Origin of the sequence: Pantoea sp. B_9 (genome assembly GCF_008632015.1) — a bacterium.
GTDB lineage: Bacteria > Pseudomonadota > Gammaproteobacteria > Enterobacterales > Enterobacteriaceae > Pantoea > Pantoea dispersa.
Map to the genome: position 1 here is coordinate 204,158 of NZ_VWVL01000004.1, position 17,872 is coordinate 222,029.

Sequence of the window (17,872 nt, forward strand, 5' to 3'; positions counted from 1 at the left end):
ATTATTTCAGGCACAGAGCGCTGCTGCGTGCTGTATCAATTTGTTTTCGCGCGCTTTTACGCGGACGTCGCAACACCGGACAACGACAATCAAGGCACTGATTCACGTCCTTGATTGGCTGTCCATAAAATCCGGTCTCTAAGGGAGATAACTTGCATCCAGAGGGAGTCTTCTTGCTGCATAGATATGCCGAGACACAGTCCCGACTGGAAAGCATCCAGCGGAATTCCAACTTATCGGGAAAGCGAACTCAGGTCAAATAGCCAGCTTTATTACGGTTAATTAGCCTTTTTGCGATTTAACTGTATGATTATTATGTTTTTATTACGTAAATATATGTCAATCTGACCTTTCTGATTCCCTTATGAAGTGTGAGCCGTCTCACTGTGTGATCGGCCTCATATTTCCAGACCATGCTGTTGAATATGGGGATGCCAGCACAAAATTCTGTTTGGACCGTTTCGTGCACAGCATGTATCTGTTTTTCTTATGGCGGAACATTTGAATCAAAACACGGTTGCCATTAGTAAAATTAATTAACCAGGGTGTGATTAAAACAGCACTTAAGCTGAATGGATATGCAATAACGGAAGGCAACCATCAGGAGGGATGGCTGCAGAAAGCGGATGCGCCGGGCACGCGGCACCGGGACCCGCAAAAGCGCGGCCCTCCAGATTATTCAGTTGGCAGAATTAGTCAAGCGCTTTAGGCATAAAGGCGCGAACGTCGGCGAAACGCCGCGCTGCTGCACCATAACAGGGCGTAAAGTCAGTCCGCACGGCGCGTGCGGCGGCGCAGCGCGCGGATAATTACGCTATGATGAGCCAGATTCGTTCAGGGAGCGCGTAATGAAACAGATTCGTCTTTTAGCACAGTACTACGTGGATTTAATGGTCAAGCTCGGGCTGGTGCGGTTTTCGCTGCTGCTGGCTTCGGCGCTGGTGGTGCTGGCAATGGTGGTGCAGATGGCGGTCACCATGGTGCTGCGTGGCCACGTTGAAAGTATCGACGTCGTGCGTTCGGTGTTTTTTGGCCTGCTGATTACCCCGTGGGCGGTCTACTTTCTCTCCGTGGTGGTCGATCAGCTGGAGGAGTCGCGCCAGCGGCTGTCGAAGCTGGTGGACAAGCTGGAGGAGATGCGCACGCGCGACCTTGAACTGAATCAGCAGATGAAAGAGACCATCAGCCAGCTGAACCAGGAAATCAGCGACCGTATTAAAGCAGAGCAGGCGCGCGAGCAGGTGATGGATAAGCTGCGCGAAGAGATGACGCGGCGTGAACAGGCGCAGATTGAGCTGGAGCAGCAATCTTCCTTCCTGCGCTCGTTCCTTGATGCCTCGCCCGACCTGGTGTTCTATCGCAACATCGACAAACAGTTCTCCGGCTGTAACCGCGCCATGGAACTGCTCACCGGCCTGAGTGAGAAGCAGCTGATTGGCCTGACGCCGCGCGACATTTATGACGAAGATGCCGCCACCAAAGTGCTGGAGACCGATGAGAAGGTGTTTCGCCACAATGTGTCGCTCACCTATGAACAGTGGCTGCAGTATCCGGACGGGCGCAAAGCCTGCTTTGAAATCCGCAAAGTGCCGTATTACGACCGCGTCGGTAAGCGCAGCGGCCTGATGGGCTTCGGACGCGATATTACCGAGCGTAAGCGCTATCAGGACGCGCTGGAGAACGCCAGCCGTGAAAAGACCACCTTTATCTCCACCATCAGCCACGAGCTGCGTACGCCGCTTAACGGCATCGTCGGGTTGAGCCGCATCCTGCTGGATACCGATCTCAATCAGGAGCAGCTGAAGTACCTGAAAACCATTCACGTCTCGGCCATCACCCTCGGCAACATCTTTAATGATGTGATTGAAGTCGACAAGATTGAACGGCGCAAAGTGCAGCTGGATAACCAGCCGCTGGATTTCACCGGCTTCCTCGCCGACCTGGAAAACCTCTCCGGCCTGCTGGCGCAGCCGAAAGGGCTGAAGTTCGTCATGGCACCGGAATTGCCGCTGCCGCACAAGATCTCCGCCGACGGCACGCGCCTGCGCCAGATTCTGTGGAACCTGATTGGCAATGCCGTGAAGTTTACCCGGCAGGGCGAAATCGTGGTGCGCGTCGCCTATCGCCAGGACGAAACGCTGCACTTTGAGGTGCAGGACTCCGGGATGGGCATTCCGCAGGAAGAGCAGGACAAAATCTTCGCCATGTATTACCAGGTGAAAGATCAGCACGGCGGTAAACCGGCCACCGGCACCGGAATTGGCCTGGCGGTGTCACGCCGGCTGGCGCAGGCGATGGGCGGCGATATCACCGTCAGCAGCGCACCGGGTCAGGGCTCGTGCTTTACCGTGGAAATCCACGCGCCGCGCGTGGCGGATGAAGTGGAAGATGAGGATCAGGACGACAGCATGCCGCTGCCGGCGCTGCACGTGCTGCTGGTAGAAGATATCGAGCTCAACGTGATTGTGGCGCGCTCGGTACTGGAGAAGCTGGGTTGCAGCGTGGAGGTGGCGATGACCGGCGGTGAGGCGCTGGCGATGTTCGATCCGCAGGAGTTCGACCTGGTGCTGCTGGATATCCAGCTGCCGGACATGACTGGCCTCGATGTGTCGCGCGCCATTCATCAGCAGCACGCCGGCGTGACGCTGCCGCCGCTGGTGGCGCTGACTGCCAACGTGCTGAAGGATAAAAAAGAGTATCTCGATGCCGGCATGGACGATGTGCTGAGCAAACCGCTGGCGGTGCCAGCGCTGACCGCGATGATCAAGAAATTCTGGGATTACCAGGCCGAAGCGGAAGCGGTGGTGAGTGACGCCGACGCGGAACAGTCACGCACGCTGCTGGATGTCGACATGCTGGAGCAGTATATCGAGCTGGTTGGTCCGGGGCTGATCACCCAAAGCCTGACGATGTTCGAGCAGATGATGCCGGGTTATCTTGAGGTGCTGGACTCCAACATGATGGCGCGTGACCAGAAGGGCATCGCCGAAGAGGGGCACAAGATCAAAGGCGCGGCGGGCTCCGTCGGCCTGCTGCATCTGCAGAAACTGGCGAAACAGATTCAGTCACCGGAATTGCCGGCCTGGTGGGATAACGTGCAGGAGTGGGTCGACGAGCTGAAACACGAGTGGCGGCACGACGTTGAAGTATTACGGAACTGGGTTGCGGAGCGGGAAAAATAGCGCGGGCCAGAAAAAAAATGACCCCAGTCGAAACCGGGGTGCGCGAATACTGCGCCAACACCAGGGAAATGGGCGCTGCTGCTATTATTAGAAATCGAATACAAAAGCAACAGCGTGGTATTGGTTAACGCTTCAAAATCACCTTAGCAAATTCGCCACAGCTTGTGACAAGATTCATTAAATTGTGTGATGTTGAGCAGCGTTTAAATACAGAAAACATTAATTTGCTGACACAGTCAAGCAAGGAATCAATTTCTTTAGCGTATTGCACTATTTTTGAGCAAATGTCCGGTTTTTTGCCTGGTTTTCCCACAGTCGCGGTCCGGAAAGCGCTGCGCGGCGAAGGGAAACGGCAAAAAGCGCAGCGCAACGGCCGTTTTTATGCTCATGTTATTGATTCTAATAATGAATAACCAGATTTTGCGGCGCTTATCCAAAACGTTTTGGAAACCCCCGGCTGAAAGTTCCAGTTCGGGCATTGAACGGTTAGCGTAAACCGGATGGGCGGTAAAACGTTTTACAGGTTGCGCCCTGGTCTGAAGCGTAATTGTCGCTATTTGCGCCGTGTTTTTCAGAATGGTCTCGGTTGTCAATGAACATCTTCACTGACTACTAAAGATGATAGTTAAACATCGTGAAAGGTTTAACGTGAGCGGTATCACAATCGGTTAAGTATTTATGCCCGTGCGCGCTGCGCGATTTTTCTGCATGGAACCGATTCCTTTTTGCCGGAAGTGCTTGATGCGACTGGCTCTAATAGAGGAACGATGGTTGCCCGCGCAATGAGTTTGGCTGGTGGTCGCGATGCCGCAGAGATAAAATTCCGGCTTGCATCACCGCTATTTGAAATCATGACCTGAGTAATTGATTAATCCAGGGAACCGGTAAGAGACGATTGCATGAGTAAGAGTAAAGGGAAGATGGTCCAGCGCCTGAAGCGGCTGGCTGGCAGGGTGCTTCTGGCATGGCTGGGTCTGTGGCTGGCCGGTATTGTGCTGTTCGCATTTTTGCCGGTGCCGTTTTCGGCGGTAATGGTGGAGCGGCAGCTTGGCGCGTGGTTCAGCGGACGCTTCGATTATGTCGCCCATTCAGACTGGGTGGGAATGGATGAGATTTCACCGTGGATGGCGCTGGCGGTGATCGCCTCGGAAGATCAGAAGTTTCCTGAGCACTGGGGCTTTGACGTGCATGCCATTCAGCAGGTGCTGGACAATGACGGCAGCGAACGGATGCGCGGCGCATCAACGCTGTCTCAGCAGACGGCGAAGAACCTGTTCTTGTGGGATGGCCGCAGTTGGGTGCGCAAAGGGCTGGAGGCCGGGCTGACGGTGGGGCTGGAAACGGTTTGGACCAAACGCCGCATTCTGACAGTCTACCTGAATATTGCGGAATTCGGGAACGGGGTGTTTGGTGTGGAAGAGGCATCGCAGCGCTATTTCCACAAGCCTGCCAGTCGGCTGAGCATGGCGGAAGCCGCTTTGCTGGCGGCGGTGCTGCCGAATCCGATTCGCTTCCGCGCGGATGCGCCTTCCGGCTACATTCGTCAGCGCCAGCAGTGGATTATGCGCCAGATGCGCCAGCTGGGCGGCGAGGGCTTCCTCAACCGTTACCAGCTGCACTGACGCGGTTAATCTTCGTCAAAACCGGCTTCAAACAGCTCAATGACCGCGGCCAGCGCCTGGGTTTCCTGCGGGCCGCTGGCCTCGATTTCGATATGACCGCCTTTAGCGGAGTCGAGCATCAGTAGCGCAATCACGCTGCTGGCTTCGGCTTCGGTACCGGCCTCGTTACGCAGCAGCACTTCCGCATCAAAACTCTGCACCAGCTCAAACAGCTTCATCGCCGGGCGCGCATGCATACCCAGCTTATTTCGAATCTCAACGGTTTGCTTCACGGTCATGATTTGCGTTTTTCCAGGGTGCGATGACGGGACTGCACATTTTTACCGCGCGAACGGAAATAGTCTGCCAGCTGTTCGGCAATGTAGACCGAACGGTGCTTACCGCCGGTACAGCCAATCGCCACCGTCAGATAGCTGCGGTTATTGGTTTCCAGCATCGGCAGCCACAGCTCGAGATAGCTGCGTGTCTGGTAGATAAAGTTGTGCACTTCGGTGTGACGATCGAGGAAGGCCGCCACCGGACGATCGAGCCCGGTCATCGGACGCAGCTTCGGATCCCAGTGTGGGTTGGGCAGAAAACGCACGTCAAACACGTAATCAGCGTCGATCGGGATGCCGTGCTTGAAGCCGAAGGATTCAAACACCATGGTGAGTTCACGCTCACGCTTGCCCAGCAGGCGCGTGCGCAGCATTTCTGCCAGCTCATGCACCGACATCTCTGAGGTATCGATGATCAGATCGGCACGCGAGCGCAGCGGCTCCAGCAGATCGTTTTCCTCATCAATGGCGCTTTCCAGCGACAGATTTTTGCTGGAGAGCGGATGCAGGCGGCGCGTGTCGCTGTAGCGGCGGATCAGCGTGTTGCGATCGGCGTCCAGAAACAGCAGCTGTGGCGAGAACGCTTCCGGCAGATTGTTCAGTGCCTGCTCAAACACCTCCGGTGATTCCGGCATGTTGCGCACGTCAATGCTGACCGCCGCTGAGATATTGCGCTCGGTTAAGGTGTTCGCCAGCTCCGGCAGCAGCACCACCGGCAGGTTATCGACACAGTAGAAGCCCATATCCTCAAGGGCGCGCAGCGCGACTGATTTTCCTGAGCCTGACCGACCGCTAACGATCATCAGCACCATCACATTTCTCCCGTGTTAAACCGGCACGCAGGCCGGTAAAAGTGTCTGTCGCTTAAGCGTGATCTTCCTGAGCTTCTGTAATGATGGCGTAGAGCTCTTCATCGCTCTGTGCCGCGCGCAAACGGCGGCAGACGGTTTTATCCGCCAGGCGTTTCGCCACCAGCGACAGGGTGTGCAGATGGGTTTTGCACTGGTCTGCGGGCACCAGCAGGGCAAACAGCAGGTCAACCGGCTGGTTGTCGACGGCGTCAAAGGCGATAGGCTGGTCGAGGCTGATAAACACGCCAACGGCGCGCAGCGTATCCTCCTCCAGCTTGCCGTGCGGGATGGCGATGCCGTTGCCAATGCCGGTACTGCCCATGCGTTCACGGGTCAGGATGGCTTCAAAAAGCGTCTGGTGCGGCAGATTGAGCTGCTTAGCGGCCAGCTCGCTGATAATTTCCAGCGCGCGCTTTTTACTCTGGCAGTGTACGCCGCTGCGGGTGCAGTCCAGCGAAAGGACCGCGCTCAATTCCAGTGTCAGATCGTTGTTCATCATCGTTTCACTTGCGTGTTCACATAGCCGTAAGGCACGTACCGGGACACCGCGAACGGGCAGGGCAGGTGACTGCAGGCGCTTGCGCAGATGACAAAACGGGGCGGTGACCCGCCCCATTTCTCCTCTGAGTGCTGAACCCGTCAGCACTCTGCAAGCGTGAAGGTTAGTGTTTTTTCAGTTTGTCTTTGTGTTTGGTCAGCTGACGGGCCAGCTTGTCAATCAACCCGTCGATGGCCGCGTACATGTCTTCCGCTTCCGATGTGGCGTGCAGCTCCCCGCCGTTGACGTGCAGGGTTGCTTCCGCAATCTGCGTCACCTTCTCCACTTTCAGAACAATATAAACCTGATTGATACGATCAAAATAGTGTTCCAGTTTGGCAAATTTGTTATTTACAAATTCGCGCAGTGGGTCGGTTATCTCAACATTCAGTCCGGTAAGGTTTAGCTGCATAGGTCTTCCTTCTTGTTTCGGTCAAACCAGCTGCTTGCGCTGGTTTGATGGCGGTATAGATAAAGACTCGCGATACTTAGCAACCGTACGTCGCGCCACCATGATGCCCTGTTCAGATAACATGGAGGTCAGTTTGCTGTCGCTCAAGGGTTTTGCGGGATTTTCCGCGGAGATTAATTTTTTCACCAGTGCACGGATCGCCGTCGACGAGGCTTCGCCACCGCCTTCGGTGCTGACGTGACTGGAGAAAAAATACTTCAGTTCAAAAATGCCACGCGGGCTGTGCAAATACTTTTGCGTGGTGACGCGGGAAATGGTGGATTCATGCATATCCACGGCCTGGGCGATATCCGCCAGTACCATCGGACGCATATACTCTTCACCCTGTTCAAAAAACGCCTGCTGCTGTTCGACAATACAGCGCGTCACTTTCAGCAGCGTGTCGTTGCGGCTCTCCAGGCTCTTAATCAGCCAGCGGGCTTCCTGTAAGTTGCTGCGAATAAACTGACTGTCACTGTCATTACGCGCAGAACCGCCCATCGCGGCGTAATGCTGATTAATCTTCAGGCGCGGCAGGCTGTCAGCGTTCAGCTCCACCGTCCAGCGTGTGCCAGTCTTGCGCACCAGCACATCGGGAATCACATACTCGGGCTCGCTGGTATTGATGGACTGCCCGGGGCGCGGATCGAGCGACTGAATCAGCAGCATCGCTTCCTTCAGCACCTCTTCTTTCAGCCGCGTCACGCGCATCAGGCTGCGGAAATCGTGGTTAGCCAGCAGGTCGAGGTGCTCGCTGACGATCAGCCGTGCTTCGTTCAGCATCGGCATATCGGCCGCATACTGCGACAGCTGTACCAGCAGGCAGTCACGCAGATCGCGTGCGCCGACGCCCACCGGATCGAAACGCTGTACGCGCTTCAGCACCGCTTCCACCTCTTCCAGCGTCAGCTCTTCGTCACCAATACTGTCACAAATGTCCTGTAAGCTGACGGTGAGATAACCGGTATCGTCAATGGCATCGACGATGGAGGTAGCGATGGCGCGGTCGGTGTCGGTGAACGGCGTCAGTTCCACCTGCCACATCAGATAGTCCTGCAGCGACTGCGTGGTTTCACCCTGATACACCGGCAGCTCGTCGTCCTGGTAATCGGTGCCGGTGCCGGAGGGCGTACCGGCCGTGTAGATCTCGTCCCAGGTGGCATCGAGCGGCAGCTCTTCCGGCATCTCTTTCTGTTCGAGTGCCTCACGGGTATCTAACGCCTCGTTCTCCTGAAATTCGCGGGCGTCGACTTCATCGTGCAGATCGGTTTGTTCAAGCAGCGGATTGCTTTCCAGCGCCAGTTGCAGTTCCTGCTGGAGTTCAAGCGTAGAGAGTTGCAGCAAGCGGATTGCCTGCTGCAACTGGGGGGTCATCGCCAGCTGTTGGCTGAGCCTGAGTTGCAAACCTTGCTTCATAATCCGGCTAGAATTTCCTAAGCAAATGTCGGGTATGCCGACACCTTATCAGAGTCTGAACTCTTCGCCCAAATAAACCCGCTTAACCTGCTCATCTGCAAGAATTTCATCTGGCGTGCCGTGGGCAATCAGATGGCCCTGGCTGACGATATATGCGCGCTCACACACCGCGAGCGTTTCACGCACGTTGTGGTCGGTGATCAGCACGCCGAGGCCGCTGTCACGCAGGTGTTCGATGATCTTTTTGATATCGATAACGGAGATGGGGTCAACGCCGGCAAAAGGTTCATCCAGCAGGATAAACTTTGGATTGGCGGCCAGTGCACGGGCAATCTCGACGCGACGACGTTCACCGCCCGACAGCGCCTGGCCCATGCTGTCGCGCAGATGGCCGATGTGGAACTCGTCCATCAGCTCATTGGCGCGATCCTGACGCTGCTCTTCCGTCAGGTCGTCACGCACCTGCAGTACCGCCATCAGGTTGTCGTAGACGCTCAGACGGCGAAAGATCGACGCTTCCTGCGGCAGATAACCGATGCCGCGCCGCGCGCGCGCATGCAGCGGCAGAATACTGATATCTTCTTCATCAATAATAATGCGGCCGGCATCGCGCGGCACGATGCCTACCACCATATAGAAGGTGGTGGTTTTACCGGCCCCGTTGGGGCCCAGCAGGCCGACAATCTCGCCGGATTTCACCTGCAGGCTGACATCTTCTACTACGCGACGGCCTTTGTAGGCTTTCGCCAGGTTTTCAGCGACTAATGTGGCCATAGCGATCAGTTACTCTTTTTGGGGCTCGCAGACGAACCGTTTTTATCCTGCAGCTGCGACGGCACCAGCACGGTGGTGACACGCTTGCTCTGGCCCTGACTGTAGGCCTGCATTTTCTGCTCTTTCACCAGATAGGTGATGCGATCGCCTTTGATGTTGCTGTCCTGCTGCTCAATAAAGGCGTTGCCGGTCAGCTCGACGAAATCGTTGGCCAGCTCATAGTGCAGTTTGGCGGCGTGCCCCTGCACCGGTTTGCCGTTGTCCTGCATCTGATAAAAGGTGGCTGGATTGCCGTAGGCATCAACGATGGTTTTGTTGCTGTCGCCGCCGGGACGCGTTACCACCACTTTATCGGCGGTAATTTTGATGGTGCCCTGGGTCACGATCACGTTGCCGGTAAAGGTGGCGACGTTACCCTGCAAATCGAGCGCCTGGTTCACCGAGTCGATGTTAACCGGCTTGTCCGAATCGCCCGTTAACGCCAGCGCCGGCAGGCTGGTTGCCAGCAGCGCACTCACCAGCAGCAACTTAAGGCTATTTTTGTTCATTTTGAATTTCATAGGAGGTTTTGACCTTTTCAAGCAGCTCGGCATTCTTTGTCCGTAGGTTGCCGCGCATCTTCATGCCAGTGGAGTTAAAACTGCGGCCAAATAGGGTGACCTGATCGTCAGACGTCACATCCTGGCTGACCAGATTAACCTGAGCATTATCCGTGATGATGCGCTCAAGCTGGGAATCCTGCGTCAATGTGTGTACTTCAACGTGGCCATAAAGATACAGCATACGATCTTTCGTCAGCTTTGCCTTGTCAGCACGAACCGACCACGTGGGCACTTTGTTTTCGTCGTAAGTGGTCATCACCGGATTATCGAACCAGCTCACTTCTTCGGCCGAAAAGTAGGTCACTTTATCCGAGACCAGCTTATAGGCCAGCGCCCCCGTCGGGTTATACACCACGGTGCTGGAGTTGGCGCTGGTGTAGGTCGGCGCCTGATCGTTGGTCGCCACCGGCGTGGCGCTGTCGTCCTGGTTGGTAAGATTCCAGCCGATCAGCACCAGGGCGATCAGCGCCAGAATCAGCGTTATCCAACGCCTGCTTTTACTCATACTGATTGCCCTTTGGCATCCTCAAATTTGTTCTGCGCCAGCAAAATCAGGTCGCATAGCTCACGTACCGCACCGCGACCGCCAGCAATGCGCGTCACGTAATGCGCGCGCGGCAGTAACACCGGATGCGCATCGGCGACGGCCACGCTCAGACCCGCCTGTGCCATTACCGGCCAGTCGATCAGGTCGTCACCAATATACGCGACCTGGTCTGCCGATAGTGACAGTTTATCCAGGAGTTCGCGCCAGGCCAAAAGCTTATCCGACTGTCCCTGGTAAAGATGCGTAATGCCGAGCGTTTTACAGCGATCTTCCAGCAGTTTAGCGCGGCGGCCGGTAATAATAGCCACTTCGATGTCCGAGGTCAGCAGGCAGCGCACGCCGTAACCGTCGCGCACGTTAAAGGCCTTTAGCTCTTCACCGCTGTTGCCCATGTAAATCAGGCCGTCGGACATCACGCCGTCGACATCGCAAATCAGCAGGCGGATGTTGGCCGCCCGCGCCATCACGTCGGCGCTCACCGGACCGTAGCAGGTGTCGACCATCGTGGTTTCAGCACTCATTGTTGTTTCCCGTTCAGACCACGCCAGCGCGCAGCATGTCATGCATATGTACCACACCGAGCAGGCGATCGTCATCGGCCACCAGCAGCGCAGTGATGTTTTTGTTTTGCATCAGATTAAGCGCGTCCACCGCCAGCAGGTTGGGGCGCACGCGAATCCCGCCACGCGTCATTACATCCTGGATGCGGGCCGACTGGAAATCGATGCCCATATCGAAGATGCGGCGCAGGTCACCGTCCGTGAAAATCCCTTCGATTTTCATCAGGTCGTCGACAATCACCGTCAGGCCGAGGTTTTTGCGCGTGATCTCCAGCAGCGCGTCGCGCAGCGAGGCGTCGCGGGTGACGTGGGGAATTTCATCGCCGCTGTGCATAATGTCGCTGACGTGCAGCAGCAGTTTGCGCCCCAGCGCGCCGCCCGGGTGCGACAGCGCGAAATCTTCCTGCGTGAAACCGCGCGCTTCCAGCAGCGCCACCGCCAGCGCATCGCCCATTACCAGCGTGGCGGTGGTGCTGGAGGTCGGTGCCAGCCCGAGCGGACAGGCTTCCTGCGGCACTTTCACGCATAAATGCACATCGGCAGCCCGGCCCATGGCGCTCTCCGGACGGCTGGTCAGGCAAATCAGCTGCACTTTCTGCCGTTTGAGCACCGGGATCAGCGCGAGGATTTCGCCCGACTCGCCGCTGTTCGAGATAGCGATCACCACATCGTTGGTGCTGACCATGCCGAGATCGCCGTGGCTGGCTTCACCCGGGTGGACGAAGAACGCCGGCGTGCCGGTACTGGCGAAAGTGGCGGCCATCTTCTTGCCGATATGGCCGGATTTGCCCATGCCCATCACCACCACTTTGCCACGGCAGGCAAAGATCATTTCGCAGGCGCGGCTGAAGTCGGCGTTAATATACTGGTCGAGCTGTTCCAGCCCTTCGCGTTCAATGCGCAGTACCGCTTTACCTGCCTGCTGGAAGTCGAAATCCGGTTGCTGATGTGACATGGTCAGTCATCCTTAATAGCTTGTGATAAGCGTGGGGCTGAGCCACAGCCACAGCACCCACACGATAAATCCACCTAACAGCAGCGTGCCCGCAACGCGGCCGATGCGGCGCTTGCGCAGCAGGCACAGCAGGGCGAACAGCACGCTGACGCCCAGCATAATCCAGTAATCCCGTGCAAAGGCGTGCGCATCGATCGCGCCGGGATGCACCAGCGCCGGCAGGCCCAGCACAATCGCCAGATTGAAGATATTGGCGCCAATCAGGTTGCCGATGGCGATATCGTCTTCGCCTTTCAGCGCGCCGGCCAGCACCGTGGCCAGTTCCGGCAGGCTGGTACCGACAGCAATCAGCGTCAGTCCCATCACCAGTTCGCTAATGCCGAAGTAATCCGCAAACACCGTGGCGTTGTCGATCACCATGCGTGTCGACATCGGCAGAATAATCAGCGCCACCGCCAGCCAGAGAAACGCCACCGTATTGCCGCTTTCGTCACGCGGCAGCTCCGCCAGTTGTTCACGCGTCAGGGTGTCATTATTATCGCGCTCGGCCCGCCGGGCGATGCGGATCGCCACCAGCAGATAACCCAGCGCCAGCAGCAGCAGTGCCACGCCATCCAGCCGGCTGAGCTGGTTATCAAACAGCATGATGCCGCTGAGCAGTGAGACCAGCAGCAGCAGAGGGAGTTCGCGGCGAATCAGATTGGAGTGTACGGTTAAAGGGTGCAGCAGCGCAGCGCCACCCAGAATCAGCAGAATATTGGTGATGTTCGAGCCCAGCGCGGTACCCACGGCTAAATCCATCTGACCATGCTGCGCGGCAGAGAACGAGACGATCAGTTCCGGCAGTGAAGTGCCAATGCTCACCACCGTCATGCCAATGATCAACGGGGGAATGCCAAGGGATCGACACAGGATCGCGGCGCTGAACACCAGGCGGTCAGCTCCGTAAGCCAGTAAAATCAATCCGATAAACAGCAGGGCAGTGGCTACGAACATGAAAAATCCTTGATGGATAACGGTGCCGGCAAACCTTGTCCGACAGGTAAAAGCAGTGCGCGTGCGGAATCAGGCGCTGATTTTGACTGTCTGAGAGGCAAAAGTAAATTTTAAGGCCGTTTTCGCCACACCGGACGGGTAAGTTTCTGTAAAACTATCGTGCATTGTGGTTTACCAGGCTACCATCCACCACGTTAATTACGCCCGATCCGTTTAAAGAGGTAATGATGATCCAGCAGCAAACGAATCTGGTTGAGGTTCGTGGCGTCAGTTTTACGCGCGGCAATCGCACCATCTTCGACGACATTTCGCTGACCGTTCCGGCGGGCAAAGTCACGGCGATTATGGGCCCTTCCGGCATCGGTAAAACCACCCTGCTGCGCCTGATTGGCGGGCAGCTGCAGCCGGACAAAGGTGAGATCTGGTTTCGTGACCAGAACATTCCGACGCTGTCGCGCCGTAAGCTGTATGACGTGCGTAAAAAAATGAGCATGCTGTTCCAGTCCGGTGCGCTGTTCACCGATCTTAACGTCTATGAAAACGTTGCCTGGCCGCTGCGCGAACACACCCGGCTGCCAGCGGAATTGCTGCACAGTACGGTGATGATGAAGCTGGAAGCCGTCGGACTGCGCGGCGCAGCGCAGCTGATGCCGGCCGAACTCTCCGGCGGCATGGCGCGCCGGGCGGCGCTGGCGCGTGCAATTGCGCTGGAGCCGGAGCTGATCATGTTCGACGAACCCTTTGTCGGCCAGGACCCCATTACCATGGGCGTGCTGGTCAAGCTGATCGATGAGCTCAACCATTCGCTGGGCGTCACCTGCATTGTGGTTTCACACGATGTGCCGGAGGTCTTGAGCATTGCCGACCATGCCTATATTGTTGCCGGGCAAAAGATTATTGCTCAGGGTAGTGCGCCGCAGCTGAGGGAGAATCCCGATCCGCGCGTGCGCCAGTTTATTGAGGGTCATGCGGATGGTCCGGTACCGTTCCGCTTCGCTGCCGGGGATTACCTCAGCGATCTGACCCGCACAGGGAGAAGCTAAACTGATGTGGTTACAGGCACTGGCGTCATTTGGGCGTCAGGGAATTAACACCTGTGCGGCCTTTGGCCGGGCGGGCTTAATGCTCTTCCATGCGCTGGTGGGTAAACCGGCGTTTCGTAAGCATGCGCCGCTGCTGGTGAAGCAGCTGTATAGCGTGGGCGTGCTGTCATTGCTGATCATTGTGGTCTCCGGCCTGTTCATTGGCATGGTGCTGGGGCTGCAGGGCTATCTGGTACTCACCACGTACAGTGCGGAAACCAGCCTGGGCATGCTCGTGGCACTGTCGCTGCTGCGCGAACTGGGGCCGGTGGTCACCGCGCTGCTGTTTGCCGGGCGCGCCGGTTCGGCGCTCACTGCGGAAATTGGCCTGATGAAAGCCACCGAGCAGCTCTCCAGCATGGAGATGATGGCGGTCGATCCGCTGCGCCGCGTGGTGTCGCCGCGCTTCTGGGCCGGCTTTATCAGTATGCCGCTGCTGGCGCTGATCTTTACCGCGGTGGGCATTGCCGGTGGCGCGCTGGTCGGGGTGGCCTGGAAAGGCATCGACCCGGGCTTTTTCTGGTCGGCGATGCAAAACGCGGTGGATTTTCGTACCGATGTGATCAACTGCCTGATCAAGAGCGCGGTGTTTGCCATTACGGTGACCTGGATCGCGCTGTTCAATGGGTATGACGCCATCCCGACTTCGGAAGGGATTAGTCGTGCGACGACGCGTACCGTAGTCCATGCTTCGCTGGCGGTGCTTGGACTGGATTTTGTGCTGACGGCACTGATGTTTGGGAATTAATGCAATGCAAAGCAAAAAAAACGAAATCTGGGTTGGCGTGTTTATGCTGGCGGCGCTGCTGGCGCTGCTGTTCCTCAGCCTGCGCGTCGCCGATCTTAAATCGCTGGGTACTGAGCCAACGTGGAAGCTGTACGCCACCTTCGATAATATCGGCGGCCTGAAAGTCAGCTCGCCGGTGAAAATTGGCGGCGTGGTGATTGGCCGCGTCACCGACATTTCACTGGATGACAAAACGCTGTCGCCACGCGTCACCATGGACATCAGCGAACAGTATGCCAATAGAATTCCTGACACCAGCTCGCTGGCGATTCGCACCCAGGGTCTGCTGGGTGAGCAGTTCCTCGCGCTCAACTTAGGTTTTGACGATCCGGAGCTTGGCTCGGCGATGCTGAAAGATGGCGGCACGCTACGGGATACCAAATCGGCGCTGGTGCTGGAAGACCTGATCGGCCAGTTCCTCTACAAGAGCGGCGACAACAAGGACAATGAGAAATCGTCGGGCGCCGCCAGCGCGAGCGCCCCGGCAGCACCTGCTACAACGGAATAACCCAGAGAGGTACAACACGATGTTAAAACGTTTCCTGATGGTGGCCCTGCTGGCCATCGCGCCGCTGGCGGCAAACGCAGCGGACGCCAACCAGAGCAATCCGTACAAGATGATGAACGAAGCGGCGGAGAAAACCTTTACCCGCCTGAAGAACGAACAGCCGAAGATTAAGCAGGATCCGAATTACCTGCGCGAAATTGTGCGCCAGGAGCTGCTGCCGTACGTGCAGATTAAATACGCGGGGGCGCTGGTACTGGGCCGTTACTACCGCGAAGCCACGCCGGCGCAGCGCGACGCCTACTTTGCCGCGTTCGGGGATTATCTGGCGCAGGCTTATGGTCAGGCGCTGGCGTTGTATCACGGCCAGACTTACCAGATTCAGCCTGAGCAGCCGATTGGCGATGCCAATATCGTGGCGATTCGCGTCACCATCATCGATCCCAACGGTCGTCCGCCGGTGCGCCTTGATTTCCAGTGGCGCAAGAACAGCCAGACCGGCAACTGGCAGGCTTATGACATGATTGCCGAAGGCATCAGCATGATCACCACCAAACAGAATGAGTGGAGCGATCTGCTGCGCACCAAAGGCATCGACGGCCTGACTGCGCAGCTGAAAACCTATGCCGCGCAGCCTATCACCCTGGACAAGCAGCAATAATGAGCGAACCGTTACGCTGGCAGCGCACTGCCAGCACGCTGGCCCTGAGCGGCAAACTGGACCGCGATACTCTGCTGGCGCTGTGGCAGGCGCGTGACAGCGCCATGGCCGGTATCACCACGATTGACGTGGCGGCGCTGGATCGGGTTGATTCTGCCGGACTGGCGCTGCTGGTGCATCTGCGCGAAATCGTGCGGGCGCAGGGCACGACGCCGCTTTTCAGTGGTATCACCGATAAGCTCGACTCGTTAATCAAGCTGTACAACCTGCAGCAGATTATTGTTTCTGCGGAACAAATCGCCTGATTAACGACGCTGCTGACAAAGCCCCTGATTTTTTCAGGGGCTTTTGCGTATTTAAGAGTCAGGCGCTTTCCTCTAAGATATCCGCCTTATTATTATCAAGTGAAGCAATGAGCGATGGAAAATAGTGAAGTTCAGGCCGTGCTAATGCAGGCGCTGCCGTTAGAAGAAGTACATGTTCTCAGCAACGATGGCAGCCATTTCCAGGTCATTGCCGTGGGCGAAATGTTTGGCGAGCTGAGCCGCGTAAAGAAACAGCAGGCTGTGTACGCGCCGCTGATGGAATACATTGCGGATAACCGTATTCATGCGGTGTCCATTAAGACTTATACCCCAGCCGAGTGGGCGCGCGACCGTAAACTCAACGGTTTCTAAGCGCCACTCTGGCTGTTTTGTTGATAGATAATTGAGAGCCGTGTTAATGGACAAATTTCGTGTGCAAGGCCCCACCCGTTTAAGCGGTGAAGTGACCATTTCCGGGGCGAAGAATGCTGCGCTGCCGATTCTGTTTGCTGCGCTGCTGGCTGAAGAGCCGGTAGAGATTCAGAACGTGCCGAAGCTGCGTGACATCGATACCACCATGAAGCTGCTGAGCCTGCTCGGTGCGCGCGTGGAACGCAATGGTTCGGTCCACGTTGATGCGCGCGAAGTTAATGTCTTCAGTGCGCCGTACGATCTGGTGAAAACTATGCGCGCCTCCATCTGGGCGCTGGGGCCGCTGGTGGCGCGTTTTGGCCAGGGCCAGGTTTCTCTGCCAGGCGGCTGTGCGATTGGTGCGCGTCCGGTCGATCTGCACATTACCGGCCTGGAGCAGCTGGGTGCCGAGATCAAACTGGAAGAGGGCTATGTCAAAGCCTCTGTGGATGGCCGCCTGAAGGGCGCGCACATTGTGATGGATAAGGTCAGCGTGGGCGCGACCGTGACCATTATGAGCGCCGCAACGCTGGCGACGGGCACCACCATCATTGAAAACGCGGCGCGTGAACCGGAGATTGTCGACACGGCAAACTTCCTTAACACGCTGGGCGCGAAAATCAGCGGCGCCGGCACCGACAAAATCACCATCGAGGGCGTTGAGCGCCTCGGCGGCGGCGTCTATCGCGTGCTGCCGGACCGAATCGAAACCGGCACCTTCCTCGTGGCCGGCGCTATCTCGCGCGGCAAAGTGGTGTGCCGCAATGCGCAGCCAGACACGCTGGACGCCGTGCTGGCGAAACTGCGTGACGCGGGTGCGGAGATTGAAGTCGGCGAAGACTGGGTGAGCCTGGATATGCACGGCAAGCGTCCGAAAGCGGTTAACATCCGTACCGCACCGCACCCGGGTTTTCCGACCGATATGCAGGCGCAGTTTACGCTGCTCAACCTGGTGGCTGAAGGCACCGGCGTGATTACCGAGACCATCTTCGAAAACCGCTTCATGCACATCCCGGAGCTGATTCGTATGGGTGCGCACGCCGAAATCGAAAGCAACACCGCTATCTGTCACGGTGTTGAAACCTTGTCCGGCGCGCAGGTGATGGCGACCGATCTGCGTGCGTCAGCCAGTCTGGTACTGGCAGGCTGCATTGCAGAAGGTGCGACGCTGGTGGATCGTATCTACCACATCGATCGTGGCTACGAGCACATTGAAGACAAGCTGAAAGCGTTAGGCGCCAACATCGAGCGCGTCAGCGGCGAGTAATCCTTTGTCCTGATTGCCAGGCATGAAAACCAGTCACGACAGC

Annotated in this window: 21 protein-coding genes; 9 read left to right on the forward strand and 12 right to left on the reverse strand. The window is 57.0% G+C overall.

Annotation, left to right across the window (positions count from 1 at the left end):
• Positions 1-848 precede the first annotated feature (848 nt).
• Positions 849-3,182, forward strand: coding sequence for an aerobic respiration two-component sensor histidine kinase ArcB (arcB, locus tag F3I21_RS14020; RefSeq protein WP_058759597.1), 2,334 nt, complete (start codon positions 849-851; stop codon positions 3,180-3,182).
• 257 nt (positions 3,183-3,439) lie between these two features.
• On the opposite strand, the gene F3I21_RS14025 is transcribed toward arcB, so the two are convergent.
• On the reverse strand, positions 3,440-3,775 hold the full coding sequence (locus F3I21_RS14025; protein WP_059011446.1) for a hypothetical protein: 336 nt from the start codon (positions 3,773-3,775) through the stop codon (positions 3,440-3,442).
• Positions 3,776-4,081: 306 nt separating this feature from the next.
• Here F3I21_RS14025 and mtgA point away from each other — a divergent pair, with 306 nt between their 5' ends.
• Positions 4,082-4,804 carry a monofunctional biosynthetic peptidoglycan transglycosylase gene (gene mtgA / locus F3I21_RS14030; protein WP_031279742.1) on the forward strand — a complete coding sequence of 241 codons (723 nt, stop codon included), beginning with the start codon at positions 4,082-4,084 and terminating at the stop codon, positions 4,802-4,804.
• Positions 4,805-4,809: 5 nt separating this feature from the next.
• Here the strand turns inward: mtgA and npr are convergent, their stop codons facing one another.
• From npr to F3I21_RS14085, 11 genes are all read right to left on the reverse strand, one after another.
• Positions 4,810-5,082, reverse strand: coding sequence for a PTS phosphocarrier protein NPr (gene npr / locus F3I21_RS14035; protein ID WP_058759594.1), 273 nt, complete (start codon positions 5,080-5,082; stop codon positions 4,810-4,812).
• A complete protein-coding gene (gene rapZ / locus F3I21_RS14040; RefSeq protein WP_021507744.1) occupies positions 5,079-5,933 on the reverse strand; it encodes an RNase adapter RapZ in 855 nt (284 codons plus the stop codon). The genes npr and rapZ overlap by 4 nt, the downstream gene beginning before the upstream one ends.
• A 52-nt stretch (positions 5,934-5,985) precedes the next feature.
• Positions 5,986-6,468, reverse strand: coding sequence for a PTS IIA-like nitrogen regulatory protein PtsN (gene ptsN, locus F3I21_RS14045; RefSeq protein WP_031279741.1), 483 nt, complete (start codon positions 6,466-6,468; stop codon positions 5,986-5,988).
• Positions 6,469-6,634: 166 nt separating this feature from the next.
• On the reverse strand, positions 6,635-6,922 hold the full coding sequence (gene hpf / locus F3I21_RS14050; RefSeq protein ID WP_010618250.1) for a ribosome hibernation promoting factor: 288 nt from the start codon (positions 6,920-6,922) through the stop codon (positions 6,635-6,637).
• 21 nt (positions 6,923-6,943) lie between these two features.
• A complete protein-coding gene (gene rpoN / locus F3I21_RS14055) occupies positions 6,944-8,377 on the reverse strand; it encodes an RNA polymerase factor sigma-54 (RefSeq protein WP_031279740.1) in 1,434 nt (477 codons plus the stop codon).
• A 48-nt stretch (positions 8,378-8,425) separates the two neighbouring features.
• Entirely contained in the window at positions 8,426-9,151 is a 726-nt protein-coding gene (gene lptB, locus F3I21_RS14060) for an LPS export ABC transporter ATP-binding protein (RefSeq protein ID WP_010618248.1), read from the reverse strand.
• 5 nt (positions 9,152-9,156) lie between these two features.
• Positions 9,157-9,711, reverse strand: a complete 555-nt coding sequence (gene lptA / locus F3I21_RS14065) for a lipopolysaccharide ABC transporter substrate-binding protein LptA (RefSeq protein ID WP_031279739.1) — start codon at positions 9,709-9,711, stop codon at positions 9,157-9,159.
• Positions 9,686-10,258 (reverse strand): LPS export ABC transporter periplasmic protein LptC, encoded by a 573-nt coding sequence (lptC, locus tag F3I21_RS14070; protein WP_021507740.1) that lies wholly within the window; start codon positions 10,256-10,258, stop codon positions 9,686-9,688. Before lptC ends, lptA begins: the two co-directional genes overlap by 26 nt.
• Positions 10,255-10,821: a 3-deoxy-manno-octulosonate-8-phosphatase KdsC gene (gene kdsC / locus F3I21_RS14075; protein WP_021507739.1), complete on the reverse strand. Its 567-nt coding sequence runs from the start codon at positions 10,819-10,821 to the stop codon at positions 10,255-10,257. Before kdsC ends, lptC begins: the two co-directional genes overlap by 4 nt.
• Positions 10,822-10,834: 13 nt before the next feature.
• Positions 10,835-11,815: an arabinose-5-phosphate isomerase KdsD gene (kdsD, locus tag F3I21_RS14080; RefSeq protein ID WP_021507738.1), complete on the reverse strand. Its 981-nt coding sequence runs from the start codon at positions 11,813-11,815 to the stop codon at positions 10,835-10,837.
• Between the two features lie 12 nt (positions 11,816-11,827).
• Positions 11,828-12,811: a calcium/sodium antiporter gene (locus F3I21_RS14085; protein ID WP_141496190.1), complete on the reverse strand. Its 984-nt coding sequence runs from the start codon at positions 12,809-12,811 to the stop codon at positions 11,828-11,830.
• 227 nt (positions 12,812-13,038) lie between these two features.
• On the opposite strand from F3I21_RS14085, the gene mlaF reads away from it, so the two are divergent.
• The 7 genes from mlaF to murA all read left to right on the forward strand — a co-directional run bounded on the left by mlaF (position 13,039) and on the right by murA (position 17,829).
• The gene (gene mlaF, locus F3I21_RS14090; protein WP_021507736.1) at positions 13,039-13,854 is read left to right on the forward strand and encodes a phospholipid ABC transporter ATP-binding protein MlaF; all 816 of its coding nucleotides are present in this window, start codon (positions 13,039-13,041) and stop codon (positions 13,852-13,854) included.
• A gap of 4 nt (positions 13,855-13,858) precedes the next feature.
• Positions 13,859-14,641, forward strand: a complete 783-nt coding sequence (gene mlaE, locus F3I21_RS14095; protein WP_021507735.1) for a lipid asymmetry maintenance ABC transporter permease subunit MlaE — start codon at positions 13,859-13,861, stop codon at positions 14,639-14,641.
• Positions 14,642-14,645: 4 nt separating this feature from the next.
• Complete coding sequence (gene mlaD, locus F3I21_RS14100; RefSeq protein ID WP_150059177.1) at positions 14,646-15,188, forward strand: outer membrane lipid asymmetry maintenance protein MlaD; 543 nt, start codon at positions 14,646-14,648, stop codon at positions 15,186-15,188.
• Between the two features lie 19 nt (positions 15,189-15,207).
• Entirely contained in the window at positions 15,208-15,846 is a 639-nt protein-coding gene (mlaC, locus tag F3I21_RS14105; RefSeq protein WP_021507733.1) for a phospholipid-binding protein MlaC, read from the forward strand.
• On the forward strand, positions 15,846-16,151 hold the full coding sequence (mlaB, locus tag F3I21_RS14110; RefSeq protein WP_150059178.1) for a lipid asymmetry maintenance protein MlaB: 306 nt from the start codon (positions 15,846-15,848) through the stop codon (positions 16,149-16,151). Before mlaC ends, mlaB begins: the two co-directional genes overlap by 1 nt.
• 114 nt (positions 16,152-16,265) lie before the next feature.
• Positions 16,266-16,523, forward strand: coding sequence for a BolA family iron metabolism protein IbaG (gene ibaG, locus F3I21_RS14115; RefSeq protein WP_007886637.1), 258 nt, complete (start codon positions 16,266-16,268; stop codon positions 16,521-16,523).
• 46 nt (positions 16,524-16,569) lie between these two features.
• Positions 16,570-17,829, forward strand: coding sequence for a UDP-N-acetylglucosamine 1-carboxyvinyltransferase (gene murA, locus F3I21_RS14120; RefSeq protein WP_021507731.1), 1,260 nt, complete (start codon positions 16,570-16,572; stop codon positions 17,827-17,829).
• Positions 17,830-17,872: the final 43 nt, after the last annotated feature.